Genomic DNA, 12,691 nt, shown 5'->3' on the forward strand with positions numbered 1-12,691 from the left:
CAGCCTGCGGCAGCGGCTACAGGTCTTGTTTAGGCCCTTTGGACGCGGCGGCGCCACAGCCAATAGGCAGCCCCGAGCACCACGCCGGCCCCCGCCCCCGTCGCCAGCTTGTGCTCGCTCATCGCCGTGCGCGAGGCCGACAGCCACTGGGTCAGGTAGCGCTTGTTGGCGCTGCCGAAGTCCGGCTCCTGGCAGTTCATGCCAAAGTTGCCGGCCCACTCCACAAAGGGACCGTTTTCCACGTAGCGCCGGTAGTAGGTGATCTCCGCATCGCTGCCCCGGGTCCAGCGCGCCGCCTTGCACAGCACCGCGGCATAGGCCTGGCTGGTGTGAGGCAGGAAGTCCGCGGCCTGGTTGCCCAGTTCCCCGGCCAGGTAGCGGTAGTGGTAACGCACGTCGGGCGCGGCGGTGGTGGCTTGCTGACGCTGCACTTCATCGGCGCTGACAAAGGGCCCGGCCTGCACCGGCGGGATCTCCAGGCTATAGCTGCCCCAGAGGCTGTGATAGTCCGGGCCCATTTCGTAACCCAGGATCTCCATGCCCGAGGCACGGGCCAGCTTGCCGGCCTGGTAATAGGCCTCGGCCCGGCGCGTGGGCAACCAGGCCGACTCGGCGCTGCGCCGGTACTCACCGTAAGCCTTGGCGATGGCCTGGCGCTCCGGGCTGTCGAAGTAGCCCCAACCCTCTTCGTAGCGGCCTTCGCGCAGCAGGCGCCGGCCGAGCAATTCGCGCACCTGGGCGGCAATCGGCAGGGTTTCGTAGTAAGCGTCCGGCTGCTTGGGCGTCGGCGACGGCGCCGGAACCTGGGTATCGACGAACTGCTTGAGTTCATCCAGGGTCAGCACCCGCTCCGCCACAGTGGCTGCGTCGTGCCAGTAGATGTCGCCGCTGCGGTAGAGCAGCTCGAAGGCTTGCACGTAGTCGCCACGATCCAGGGCCAGCAGGGCACTTTCGCCTTCGACCCGGCAACCGGGCTTGAGGTCTTCGTAATTGCCGTCGTAATCACCGCGAAAGCCCCAGCTCTCGTCTCGGGGGAAGGCCGCGGCGGCCTTGGCGTATGCGGCGGCAGCAGCCACCTTGTCGCCATCACGCAGGGCCATCTTGGCCCGCAGCCACCAGGCTAGGCCGCCATCGCCGGCATGCTCGAGCAAGCGCTGGGCGGTGGCGAAATCGCCATTCTGATAATTCAGCGCCGCCAGCCGGTCGGCGTTGTCGAAGCTGCCCGCAGTGCCCTGGCTCAGCAGCTTGATCAGTTTCACCTCCGACTCGGGCCGCTCGCCAAAGGACCAGGCCTGGTGCGAGATCAAGGAGGCGGTGAGCAAGCGGGCTACGGAAGGATGCTTGAGCTGCTCCAGCAATTGCGCGTCCGGCAGGCCGCTCAGTTCGCCCACCACCTGCTTCAGGGAGCTGTAGCCGACCTCCGAACCCAGCTGGTTCTGGATGGCATACAGATCGATGGCCTGGCTCCAGTCGTTCTGATCCTTGAGGATGCGGGCCTCCTCCCCCAGGCTGGCGACGCCCAGGCTCAAGGGGTCGCTGAAGGCGTCGATGCTCAGCTGACGGGTCTGGGCGAACGCCTGGCGCGCCGACTGGCGCATGTCGCGCCGGCCCTGATCGTCCAGCTCGTTGGCTTGCTCGCTGATAAAGGACAGGGCCCGCCCCAGGGAATAGGCCGCCCAGGTACTGCGCAGGGCGCGTTGCTCGGCGGGCAGCGCCAGTACCTTGCGGAAATACTCCGCCGCCAACTCATGATCCCCGGCGCTGAAGGCCACGGCGCCCGCGATGTAGAGCTTGATCTCCAGCGGCAGGCTGGCCCCTTGTTGCTCCGCTACGCGTGCGTCATTGAGCTTGCGCAGCTGGCCGACCAGGGTTTGCTGAGCCTGGTCCAGCCCTTGCTGTTCGGCCCAGTTACGCTCTTGCACCGAATAGCTGTCAGGCAGGCTGTAATCGACACTGAAGCCATTCTTGGCGACCGGCATGAGCCCGACGATGGGCTGACCCAGGCGGCTGATCTCGAACTGGAAACTGCCTTCGGGCAGCTGCGCTAGCGTCTGTGGGCGGTCGTCCAGCAGGCGCATGGGGAAAGTCGGTCCGCAGGCCAGGGCCGGAGCCAGGGGCAGGCACAGGCTCAGGCACAGCAGGTGACGGGATCTAGGGACGAACATGCGCAGCTCCTTGGTCAATTTTTGTACAGCGGGCCCAGCCCACGGCGCGGCTGGCGCCTGCGGCCAGGCGGCCGCTCTGTTGCCGGGTCAACCGCAGTTGGCCGTCGCGCAGCTGCGCGGCATAGCCGCCCAGCCCGTCGAATCCGTCGCATTGGGCAACGGCCAGGGTCAGTTGTTCAGGCAAGGGCTGATCGAGGTTGCCCGCGTTGCTCAAGCGGATGTCGAACAGGCCGTCCTGTTCCTCCAGGCGGATGCCCAGTTGGCCGGCCAGGGTATCGCCCCGGGCCACCGCCCGCAGGGTCTCCAGGCTCCAGGCCCGCACATCGCCCTTGAGGGGCAGGCGAAACCAGATCAGGCCGGCCAGGTGCGGCGGCGGGTCGTTGCGCAGGGTTCTGGCCAACTGGCTCAGTTGCTCGGGGTCGGCCATCAGCTCCTGGCGCTGACCGCGCCGTCGCAGCGGCGCCTCGCTTTCCACCAGGGGCGCGCCTTCGGCAGCGGGGAGCAAGGCGACGCCGTAGGCGGGCAAGGCCAGATAGAAGGGTTTGTCGCTGATGCGCGCCCAACGCCTGGCCCACTGTTCGGCTTGTCGTGGGTCGAACAGGCCCTGCCGAGGATCACTCACGGCGTGCACCTGCAGCACGCTGCTGTCGACCTTGGCCAGCAGGCCCGGCAACTCGCGGCTGTCGAGCCAGGCCGGCAAGGCGGTGATGCTCAGGGCCAGGTGGCTCGGCAGTACAGCCCGCAAGCGCTCAAGCAGCTTGGCGTAAGCGGGCAAGCGCGCGCTGCCGGCATCGTGGTCGATCTCGATCCCGGTCAGGGTCAGGCCCTGCTCCTGCCAGTCCGTCAGCAGTTGCTGGACCTGACGGATGATCTCGTCCTGATCCAGGGACGGCAGTTGCCCGTCGAGGCGGATCACCGCGATCAACGGCCGGGCATCCTGCTTGAGCAAGCCGGCGTCGATCCGCGCACGGCTCCAGCCAGCCTGTGGAAAAGCCTGCAGGGCCAGGACCCGGGCTGTGGAAAAGTCGACCCGGGAACCGGCCAGAGCATCGGCGTGGGCGGGCGTCCACTGCCGTTGCCAGATGTAGAGTTGTTGATCCAGAGGGGGGGCGTCTTCGTGGCGGCAGGCGCTGAGCAGCACCGGGCAAAGCAATAGGGCGAAGAGGCGGAGCAAGACCCGGGGCAGCATGAATCGTTGATTCCCTTTAACGCAACAAAGCCCCGGCGTGCCGGGCGCTCTGCAGATGATCAACCTTGAGATCGCGCCAGCCTACGCAGGGCCGCGGCTGGCGGCAATCGCTGGCGAGGACTTTTTTCTGCAGGCGCCCAGGGCCCGTTACAAGCCCCGCAGGGACAGGGCTGCCGGCCGCCGCACCAGCCGCTCCACGGTAAAGCGCCACACGCGCTCGGCCCCCTGGAAGGTGCTGACCAGCGGGCCGCCTAAGATGATTTCGGTACGCCCACTGAGTTGCAGCAACTCGCCACTGTGAAAGTCGATGAACAGCAAACCCGCCCGGGGATTGAGCAGCAGGTTGCCCAAGGTATTGAAATGCAGGTTGCCGGCGAAATCCGGGATGGTCAGGCAGTTGCCTTCGACCCGAACGAACCCGGCCGGGCCGCCACGATGGGAGACATCTACCGCACGCTGGCCCTCCACATCGACATAGCTGGCGACGAAGAAGGTATCGGCGGCGCCGATCAGGGCCCGGGCCGCCGGGTCCAGGTCCTGTCGGTGCTGGGCCGGGCGGCTGGCCGGATCGCTCAAGGGCACCCGCTGCAGATCGCGCAACTGGATGTAGCGCGGGCAGTTGCCAAACGACTGCTGCACCCTGAGGCAAAAGCCTCGGCTATCGAGCTCGCCGATATGACCGTTGAGACGATTGCGTCGCCGGGTATGCAGTTCGATCCCCAACAGGCCCACTGCCGCACCTTCCTGCAACTGCAGCGGATCATCGGCGGCCGGCAGGCTGGCAAGGCGCAGCAGGTTGGCTTGCGGGGCCTGGGCAAAACCGGGCGGACCTTCAAGCAGGCTCGCCCAGGGATCGCCTTGGGCATCCACCGCGCCCACCAGGATGAACGGCAGTTGTCCGAAGAACTGCTGGTGCTGCTCGGGCATGGCCGGACGGATGACTTTGACGCCGAAGGCTTCCATGCGCTCGGCCACCCCAGCCTGGATCTGCAATTGCCGTTCGCCGGCATGCCAAGGTGAATGCGTGCTCATGTGGTGGCCTCCGCAGAGTGGCTCTTCAGGCGCTTTTCAAACCCGCCGCCGTGGATGGCATGGGGACAAAGCCGGGCAAGGCTTCAATACGCTGCAGCCAGGCCCGTACATGGGGGTAAGCGTCCAGGGACACGTTGCCTTCCGGGGCGTGGGCGATGTAGCTGTAGCCCGCGACATCGGCAATGGTCGCCTGCTGCCCTACCAGGAAGGGCCGGCTCGCCAGCTCCTGATCCATGATCTTGAGCAGCGCGTGGGCACGGGCGATGACTTCCTCGGCATTGAACGAGGCGCCAAACACCGTGATCAACCGCGCCGCCGCCGGTCCAAAGGCGATCTGCCCCGCCGCCACCGACAGCCAGCGCTGCACCTGGGCCGCGCCCACCGGATCGCTGGGCAACCAGCGGCCCTGACCATAACGCTGGGCCAGATACACCAGGATCGCATTGGAATCGGCCAGCACCACGCCCTGGTCATCGATCACCGGCACTTGGCCAAAGACGTTGAGGGCGAGGAAGTCCGCCTGCTTGTGGGCCCCCTTGGCCAGGTCGACAAAGATGGTTTCGCTGGGCAGGTCCAGCAGGGACAGCATCAGCTCGACCCGATGGGCATGCCCGGAACGGGGAAAGTTGTAGAACTTGATCGGCAGCAGGGACATGGTCGACTCCGCGAACGAGGCGCGGTCGAAGTGCCGCGCTGGGAGCCCCATCTTGATCCCTGGGAAAAAACAACAGAATCACCAGAAATCGCAATCCATCCTTTCATCCAGCGCAATAACGCTGATCAAGGATTGAGCGATGGATGCTCACGCAGGGCCTGTACGGCGAAGTCGACAAAGCTGCGCACCCGCGCCGGCGCCTTGCGCCCGCCCTGGTACACCACATGGATCGGCAAGGGCGCCAGCTCGAAGGCCTGGAGGACAATTTCCAACTGCCCCGCCGCGACCTGGTCGGCGACCTGATAGGACAGCACCCGGGTCAGGCCCAACCCCAGACAGGCAGCACTGATGGCTGCCTGGTTGGCACTCACCAGCAACCGCGGCTCGGGCCGAATGCTCAAGGGCCGACCGGCATCGTTGAACTGCCAGTTGCGCGCCTGGCCCACGGACGACGGCGCGATCACCGGCGCCTGGCGCAGGTCATCGGGATGCTGGGGACGGCCGTGGACGGCAAGAAACTCCGGCGCGGCGCAGACAACGCGGCGCACTTCGCCGACTCGGACGCTGTGCTGGCCACTGTCGGGCAACTCACCAATGCGTATCGCCACGTCGATGCCCTCCTCCACCATGCTCGCCACCCGGTCCAGCAGCAGGGCGTTGACGCTGACCTGTGGATAACGTTGCAGGTAGCGCACCAGCAGCGGGGTGACGAAGAGGTCACCGAACAGCACCGGCGCAGTCAGGGTCAATTGGCCCCGGGGCTGGGCGTGGATGCCGGCGGCCGAAGCCTCGGCGTCCTGGACCTCGGCCAGAATGCGCCGGCAATCCTCCAGGTAGCCTTGCCCGGCTTCACTCAGATGCACGCTGCGAGTGGTGCGGATCAACAACTGAGTACCGATGCGCTGCTCCAGCGCGGCGACGGCTCGGGTCACACTGGCGGCCGACAGACTCAGGCGCCGAGCGGCAGCAGCGAAGCCTTGCTCCTGAGCGACGCAAACGAACACCTGCATTTCCTGGAACCTGTCCATGCCCTACCTCAGTTGCCGGCGCCTGCCCGGTGAGCGCCGCGAGCCAGCAGCATAATCCAGGGTTCCGGCTTCAGGGGATACACCAGGTGCCGACATCGTGCCGATCGAATCCCGGGCACGGGTTGTTCTTGGCAATCAGCCGGTAGGGCTGATCTTCGGCGTAGGAAAAATAGAAGTAGTAGTGCCGATCTTCCCCGTACAGCCAATAGGAAGAAGAACCCTGATTAATCAGGGTCGGCTCGAAGGTCCAGATGGAGGATTCGGCGGGAATGAAGTTGGCCCGGTCCTTCAGCAGCAACAGGCTGTTGGACAGCACCGGGGTCAGCCCGCCCAGCAGCAGGACAACCAGCATCAGGACCAGCGTCCATCCATAAATCAAACGCAGTTTCATAGGTTTTCCACAGCTCAATAAAAAGTCCCGGCCTGTGCACAAGCCGGGACTTTTTGGGTGATGGGTTCACAGCCGCCTGGCAGACAGCTGTGGATAACTCACTCCACGGTCACCGACTTGGCCAGGTTGCGCGGCTGGTCGACGTCGGTGCCCTTGAGCACGGCAACGTAGTAGGACAGCAGTTGCAGCGGGATGGTGTAGAGAATCGGCGAGAGGATGTCGTGGATGTGCGGCATCTGGATCACGTGGGTGCCTTCGCCATTGGTCATGCCGGCTTGTTCGTCGGCAAACACGATCAGCTCGCCGCCACGGGCACGCACTTCCTGCAGGTTGGATTTGAGTTTTTCCAACAGCTCGTTGTTCGGTGCCACGGTGACCACCGGCATGTCGTTATCCACAAGGGCCAGGGGACCGTGCTTGAGCTCGCCGGCCGGGTAGGCTTCGGCGTGGATGTAGGAAATCTCCTTGAGCTTGAGCGAACCTTCCATCGCTACCGGGTACTGGGCGCCACGGCCGAGGAACAGGGTGTGGTGCTTGTCGGCGAACAGCTCGGCGGTCTTCTCCACTACGCCGTCCATGGCCAGGGCTTCGCCCAGGCGGATCGGCAGGCGGCGCAGTTCTTCTACCAGCTCGGCTTCGACGCCGGCGGCCAGGGTGCCACGTACCTGGCCCAGGGACAGGGTCAGCAATAGCAGACCCACCAGTTGGGTGGTGAAGGCCTTGGTCGAGGCCACGCCGATTTCGCGACCGGCCTGGGTCAGCAGGGTCAGGTCGGACTCACGCACCAGGGAGCTGATGCCAACGTTGCAGATGGCCAGGCTGGCGAGGAAGCCCAGCTCTTTGGCGTTGCGCAAGGCCGCCAGGGTATCGGCAGTTTCGCCGGACTGGGAGATGGTCACGAACAGGGTGTCGGGCTGCACCACCACCTTGCGGTAGCGGAACTCGCTGGCCACTTCCACCTGGCAGGGGATGCCGGCCAGTTCTTCCAGCCAGTAACGGGCCACCATGCCGGCATGGTAGCTGGTGCCGCAGGCAACGATCTGCACATTGCGCACCTTGGCGAACAGCTCGGCGGCTTGTGGACCGAAGGCCTGCACCAGCACCTGATTGGCGCTCAGGCGACCTTCCAGGGTGCGCTGCACCACGGATGGCTGCTCGTGGATTTCCTTGAGCATGAAGTGACGAAACTCGCCCTTCTCCGCCGCTTCGGCGCCGTCGCGGTACTGCACTGCTTCGCGCTCAACCGCTTTGCCGTCGATGTCCCAAATCTGCACGCTGTCGCGGCGGATCTCGGCGATGTCGCCTTCTTCCAGGTACATGAAACGGTCGGTGACCTGGCGCAGGGCCAGTTGGTCGGAGGCGAGGAAGTTTTCCCCCAGGCCCAGACCGATCACCAGCGGGCTGCCGCTGCGGGCTGCCACCAGGCGGTCCGGCTGGCTGGCGCTGATCACCGCCAGGCCGTAGGCGCCGTGCAGTTCCTTGACGGTGGCCTTGAGGGCCACGGTGAGGTCACCCAGGTCCTTGAGCTTGTGATCCAGCAGGTGGGCGATGACTTCGGTGTCGGTGTCCGAGGTGAACGCGTAGCCCAAGGCGCTAAGCTGCGCGCGCAGGGCTTCGTGGTTCTCGATGATGCCGTTGTGCACGATCGCCAGGTCGCCGGAGAAATGCGGGTGCGCGTTACGCTCGCACGGCGCGCCGTGGGTGGCCCAGCGGGTGTGGGCGATGCCCAGGCGGCCGACCAGCGGCTCGCTGGCCAGGGCCTGTTCCAGTTCGCTGACCTTGCCCGGGCGACGCATGCGCTCAAGCTTGCCGGCGTTGGTGTAGACCGCCACACCGGCGCTGTCGTAGCCGCGGTATTCGAGACGTTTGAGGCCTTCCAGCAAAATGGCGGTGATATTGCGTTCAGCAACGGCGCCAACAATTCCACACATGGTTTTTCTCCTAGCTGACAGCCGCGCAAATCAGAGTTATGCCGCGGGCCTGGATTTGGTCGCGGACCTCAAAGGGCAGGCGATCATCGGTAATAAGGGTATGGACGCTGCTCCATGGCAGCTCCAGGTTGGGAATCTTGCGGCCGATCTTGTCGGATTCGACCATCACCACCACTTCACGAGCCACTTCGGCCATGACCCGGCTCAACCCCAGCAATTCGTTGAAAGTGGTGGTGCCGCGGGCCAGATCTATGCCGTCGGCACCGATAAACAGCTGGTCGAAGTCGTATGAGCGTAGAACCTGTTCAGCCACCTGGCCCTGAAAGGACTCGGAATGGGGGTCCCAGGTGCCGCCAGTCATCAACAGCACGGGTTCGTGCTCCAGCTCGCTCAGGGCGTTGGCCACATTCAGCGAGTTGGTCATCACCACCAGGCCGGGTTGCTGGCCGAGTTCGGGAATCATGGCGGCGGTGGTGCTGCCACTGTCGATGATGATTCGTGCGTGTTCCCGGATGCGCTGTACCGCGGCCCGGGCAATCGCCTGCTTGTAGAGGGACACCGGCTGGCCAAGGTCGCTGACCAGTTCCTGAGGCATGGTGATGGCGCCGCCGTAACGACGCAGCAGCAAGCCATTGCTTTCCAGAGCGGCCAGATCCTTTCGAATCGTAACTTCAGAGGTTTCGAAACGCTTGGCCAAAGCATCAACGCTCACTTCGCCCTGTTCATTGAGCAAGGCAAGGATATTGTGGCGGCGTTGGGGGGTATTGCGCTTCGACATGGCGGCTTAAGTTTCGATTCGAAAGATAACAGGCGCAATAAAAACCTATGATCGAAACTTCGTCAAGCGGGGGAGGTGAAAAAATCGCTGTTGTTGGGTTGGAAGTTATCCACATTCAGCCAGCCCCTACCGCTGAGCATAGGAACTGGCTGACCGGCGAACAGGTCCGCCGCGGTTGTGGATAACCTCAGTCTTTCTTGATCTTCTCCGGCCGCTTCCAGCCGTCGATGTTCTTCTGCCGGGCCCGACCCACTGCCAGTTGGGCTGGCGCCACGTTCTGGGTGATGGTGGAACCAGCGGCCGTGGTAGCACCGGACAAGATATCCACAGGTGCCACCAGGGAGTTGTTGGACCCGATGAACACGTCTTCGCCCATGACAGTCTTGTGCTTGTTCACCCCGTCATAGTTGCAGGTGATGGTGCCAGCGCCGATGTTGGTGCGAGCACCGATCACCGCGTCACCCAGGTAAGTCAGGTGACCGGCCTTGGCGCCCTGGCCCAGGTGGGCATTCTTCAGTTCGACGAAGTTACCCACATGGGCACGGGCCTCCAGCACGGTGCCGGGGCGCAGACGGGCGAACGGGCCGGCATCGCTGCCCTCGCCCATCACCGCGCCGTCGAGGTGACTGTTGGCCTTGATCACCACGCCCTTGCGCAGGGTACTGTCCTTGATCACACAGTTGGGACCGATCACCACGTCGTCCTCGATCACCACTCGGCCTTCGAGAATCACGTTGATGTCGATCAGCACGTCGCGGCCGACCGTGACTTCGCCGCGCACGTCGAAACGCGCGGGGTCACGGAGGGTCACGCCCTGGGCCATCAGCCGGCGCGCTGCACGCAGCTGATAGTGACGTTCCAGTTCCGCCAACTGCTTGCGGTCGTTGGCGCCCTGCACTTCCATGGCGTCGTGGGGCTGCTCGGTGGCGACAATCAAGCCGTCGCTGACCGCCATGGCGATCACGTCGGTGAGGTAGTACTCGCCCTGGGCGTTGTTGTTGGACAGGCGGCCGGTCCAGTCACCGAGGCGTTTGCCGGGCACCGCGAGAATCCCGGTGTTGCCTTCGGTGATCGCGCGCTGGGCTTCATTGGCATCCTTCTGCTCGACGATGGCGGTGACCTTGCCACTGGCGTCACGGACGATGCGCCCGTAGCCGGTCGGGTCATCCAGCTCGACGGTGAGCAGGCCCAGTTGTTCCGGACCCACTTGCTTGAGCAGGCGCTGCAGGGTCTCGACTTCGATCAATGGCACATCACCATAGAGGATCAGCACCGTGTCGGCGGTAATGAAAGGTACAGCCTGGGCCACCGCGTGGCCGGTGCCCAGTTGCTTGTCCTGCAACACGAAATTCAGGTCATCGGCCGCCAGGCGCTCACGCACCGCGTCCGCGCCGTGACCGATCACCACGTGGATGCGCTGTGGATCGAGTTGCCGGGCGCTGTGGATAACATGCCCGAGCATGGAGTTGCCGGCGACCGGGTGAAGCACCTTCGGCAGCGCCGAGCGCATACGAGTGCCTTGACCCGCGGCGAGGATAACGATTTCGAGAGACATGACTGGCTACCAATCCTGGGGGGCCGGCGACTGCGACCAAGGGGGGTGAATGGCGGAAAATAAAAAGGGTAGCCGAGGCTACCCTTTTTAATCAATCACACAGAAAGCCTGCGACTTAGCCGCCGAACTTCTTGCGGATCTGCTGGACGGTACGCAGCTGAGCTGCGGCCTCGGCCAGACGTGCAGCAGCAGAACCGTAGTCGAAATCTGCGCCTTTTTCATTCAGGGCCTTCTCAGCAGCCTTGACGGCTTCCTGAGCGGAGGCTTCGTCCAGGTCGGCAGCGCGTTGCACGGTATCGGCAAGAACCTTGACCATGTTCGGCTGAACCTCGAGGAAACCACCGGAGATGTAGAACACCTCGGCTTCCCCGCCCTGCTTGATCAAGCGGATCGGACCTGGCTTCAGGTTGGTGATCAGCGGTGCGTGACCCAGAGCGATACCAAGATCACCCAGTTCACCGTGCGCAACCACCATCTCCACCAGACCGGAGAAGATTTCCCCTTCCGCGCTGACGATATCGCAATGGACTGTCATAGCCATCTGCTTGCCTCAACCTAAATTAGCGCCCGTTGCCGGGCGCCGGGATTACAGTTTCTTGGCTTTCTCGATCGCTTCTTCGATGCCGCCGACCATGTAGAACGCTTGTTCTGGCAGGTGGTCGTAGTCACCGTTGAGGATGCCTTTGAAGCCAGCGATGGTGTCTTTCAGGGAAACGTATTTGCCTGGAGAACCAGTGAAGACTTCAGCCACGAAGAACGGCTGCGACAAGAAGCGCTGGATCTTACGAGCGCGGGATACCAACTGCTTGTCGGCTTCCGACAGTTCGTCCATACCCAGGATCGCGATGATGTCCTTCAGCTCTTTGTAACGCTGCAGTACGTACTGAACGCCGCGAGCGGTCTCGTAGTGTTCGTTGCCGATCACGTTCGGGTCCAGCTGACGGGAAGTCGAGTCCAGTGGGTCTACCGCTGGGTAGATACCCAGGGAAGCGATGTCACGGGACAGAACGACGGTGGCGTCCAAGTGGGCGAAGGTGGTCGCTGGCGACGGGTCGGTCAAGTCGTCCGCAGGTACGTATACCGCTTGGATCGAGGTGATCGAGCCTTGCTTGGTCGAAGTGATACGTTCTTGCAGAACGCCCATCTCTTCGGCCAGGGTCGGCTGGTAGCCTACTGCGGAAGGCATACGGCCCAGCAGTGCGGATACTTCGGTACCGGCCAGGGTGTAACGATAGATGTTGTCGACGAACAGCAGAACGTCGTTACCTTCGTCACGGAACTTCTCGGCCATGGTCAGGCCGGTCAGCGCTACGCGCAGACGGTTTCCTGGTGGCTCGTTCATCTGGCCGTAGACCAGAGCAACCTTGTCCAGAACGTTGGAATCCTTCATCTCGTGGTAGAAGTCGTTACCCTCACGAGTACGCTCACCCACACCGGCGAACACGGAATAACCGCTGTGCTCGATGGCGATGTTACGGATCAGTTCCATCATGTTTACGGTCTTGCCTACACCGGCACCACCGAACAGACCGACTTTACCGCCCTTGGCGAACGGGCAAACCAGGTCAATTACCTTGATCCCGGTTTCCAGCAGGTCGTTGCCGCCTGCCTGTTCTGCGAAGGAAGGAGCTGGACGGTGGATGCCCCAACGCTCTTCTTCACCGATAGGACCGGCTTCGTCGATTGGGTTGCCCAGTACGTCCATGATCCGGCCCAGGGTCGCTTTACCGACCGGTACGGAGATGGCTGCGCCAGTGTTGTTGACGTCCAGACCGCGCTTCAAGCCTTCGGTGGAGCCCATCGCAATGGTACGCACCACGCCGTCGCCCAGCTGCTGCTGAACTTCCAGAGTGGTTTCGGCGCCTTGAACCTTCAAGGCGTCGTAGATGCTCGGTACGCTGTCGCGTGGAAATTCCACGTCGATAACGGCGCCGATGATTTGAACGATACGTCCGCTACTCATAGCT

At 63.6% G+C, this 12,691-nt stretch carries 10 protein-coding genes and 1 pseudogene; all 11 read right to left on the reverse strand.

What is annotated here, in order from left to right:
- Positions 1-29: 29 nt before the first annotated feature.
- The 11 genes and pseudogenes from PQT43_RS25875 to atpD all read right to left on the reverse strand — a co-directional run bounded on the left by PQT43_RS25875 (position 30) and on the right by atpD (position 12,687).
- Positions 30-2,165, reverse strand: a complete 2,136-nt coding sequence (locus PQT43_RS25875; RefSeq protein ID WP_272754997.1) for a hypothetical protein — start codon at positions 2,163-2,165, stop codon at positions 30-32.
- Positions 2,152-3,354, reverse strand: a complete 1,203-nt coding sequence (locus tag PQT43_RS25880; RefSeq protein WP_272754998.1) for a DUF3142 domain-containing protein — start codon at positions 3,352-3,354, stop codon at positions 2,152-2,154. Before PQT43_RS25880 ends, PQT43_RS25875 begins: the two co-directional genes overlap by 14 nt.
- A gap of 156 nt (positions 3,355-3,510) precedes the next feature.
- Positions 3,511-4,386, reverse strand: a pseudogene (locus tag PQT43_RS25885) (FAD-binding oxidoreductase); the annotation flags it as partial.
- A gap of 25 nt (positions 4,387-4,411) precedes the next feature.
- Complete coding sequence (locus PQT43_RS25890; RefSeq protein WP_110594511.1) at positions 4,412-5,041, reverse strand: glutathione S-transferase family protein; 630 nt, start codon at positions 5,039-5,041, stop codon at positions 4,412-4,414.
- A 125-nt stretch (positions 5,042-5,166) separates the two neighbouring features.
- Positions 5,167-6,069: a LysR family transcriptional regulator gene (locus PQT43_RS25895; protein ID WP_102881384.1), complete on the reverse strand. Its 903-nt coding sequence runs from the start codon at positions 6,067-6,069 to the stop codon at positions 5,167-5,169.
- Between the two features lie 70 nt (positions 6,070-6,139).
- Positions 6,140-6,460 carry a hypothetical protein gene (locus tag PQT43_RS25900; RefSeq protein ID WP_102862408.1) on the reverse strand — a complete coding sequence of 107 codons (321 nt, stop codon included), beginning with the start codon at positions 6,458-6,460 and terminating at the stop codon, positions 6,140-6,142.
- Between the two features lie 98 nt (positions 6,461-6,558).
- On the reverse strand, positions 6,559-8,391 hold the full coding sequence (glmS, locus tag PQT43_RS25905) for a glutamine--fructose-6-phosphate transaminase (isomerizing) (RefSeq protein WP_272754999.1): 1,833 nt from the start codon (positions 8,389-8,391) through the stop codon (positions 6,559-6,561).
- A gap of 10 nt (positions 8,392-8,401) precedes the next feature.
- Positions 8,402-9,169, reverse strand: coding sequence for a DeoR/GlpR family DNA-binding transcription regulator (locus PQT43_RS25910; protein WP_102862410.1), 768 nt, complete (start codon positions 9,167-9,169; stop codon positions 8,402-8,404).
- 187 nt (positions 9,170-9,356) lie between these two features.
- A complete protein-coding gene (gene glmU, locus PQT43_RS25915; RefSeq protein ID WP_110652496.1) occupies positions 9,357-10,724 on the reverse strand; it encodes a bifunctional UDP-N-acetylglucosamine diphosphorylase/glucosamine-1-phosphate N-acetyltransferase GlmU in 1,368 nt (455 codons plus the stop codon).
- A gap of 115 nt (positions 10,725-10,839) precedes the next feature.
- Positions 10,840-11,265 (reverse strand): F0F1 ATP synthase subunit epsilon, encoded by a 426-nt coding sequence (locus PQT43_RS25920; protein WP_011064380.1) that lies wholly within the window; start codon positions 11,263-11,265, stop codon positions 10,840-10,842.
- A gap of 45 nt (positions 11,266-11,310) precedes the next feature.
- Complete coding sequence (atpD, locus tag PQT43_RS25925; protein ID WP_007924510.1) at positions 11,311-12,687, reverse strand: F0F1 ATP synthase subunit beta; 1,377 nt, start codon at positions 12,685-12,687, stop codon at positions 11,311-11,313.
- Positions 12,688-12,691: the final 4 nt, after the last annotated feature.

This window comes from Pseudomonas sp. BLCC-B112 (assembly GCF_028550695.1).
Taxonomy (GTDB): domain Bacteria; phylum Pseudomonadota; class Gammaproteobacteria; order Pseudomonadales; family Pseudomonadaceae; genus Aquipseudomonas; species Aquipseudomonas danubii.

Coding starts and splice junctions, on each gene's coding strand:
- PQT43_RS25875 (WP_272754997.1), bottom strand. CDS start 2,165: ATGTTCGTCCCTAGATCCCGTCACCTGCTGTGCCTGAGCCTGTGCCTG.
- PQT43_RS25880 (WP_272754998.1), bottom strand. CDS start 3,354: ATGCTGCCCCGGGTCTTGCTCCGCCTCTTCGCCCTATTGCTTTGCCCG.
- PQT43_RS25890 (WP_110594511.1), bottom strand. CDS start 5,041: ATGTCCCTGCTGCCGATCAAGTTCTACAACTTTCCCCGTTCCGGGCAT.
- PQT43_RS25895 (WP_102881384.1), bottom strand. CDS start 6,069: ATGGACAGGTTCCAGGAAATGCAGGTGTTCGTTTGCGTCGCTCAGGAG.
- PQT43_RS25900 (WP_102862408.1), bottom strand. CDS start 6,460: ATGAAACTGCGTTTGATTTATGGATGGACGCTGGTCCTGATGCTGGTT.
- glmS (WP_272754999.1), bottom strand. CDS start 8,391: ATGTGTGGAATTGTTGGCGCCGTTGCTGAACGCAATATCACCGCCATT.
- PQT43_RS25910 (WP_102862410.1), bottom strand. CDS start 9,169: ATGTCGAAGCGCAATACCCCCCAACGCCGCCACAATATCCTTGCCTTG.
- glmU (WP_110652496.1), bottom strand. CDS start 10,724: ATGTCTCTCGAAATCGTTATCCTCGCCGCGGGTCAAGGCACTCGTATG.
- PQT43_RS25920 (WP_011064380.1), bottom strand. CDS start 11,265: ATGGCTATGACAGTCCATTGCGATATCGTCAGCGCGGAAGGGGAAATC.
- atpD (WP_007924510.1), bottom strand. CDS start 12,687: ATGAGTAGCGGACGTATCGTTCAAATCATCGGCGCCGTTATCGACGTG.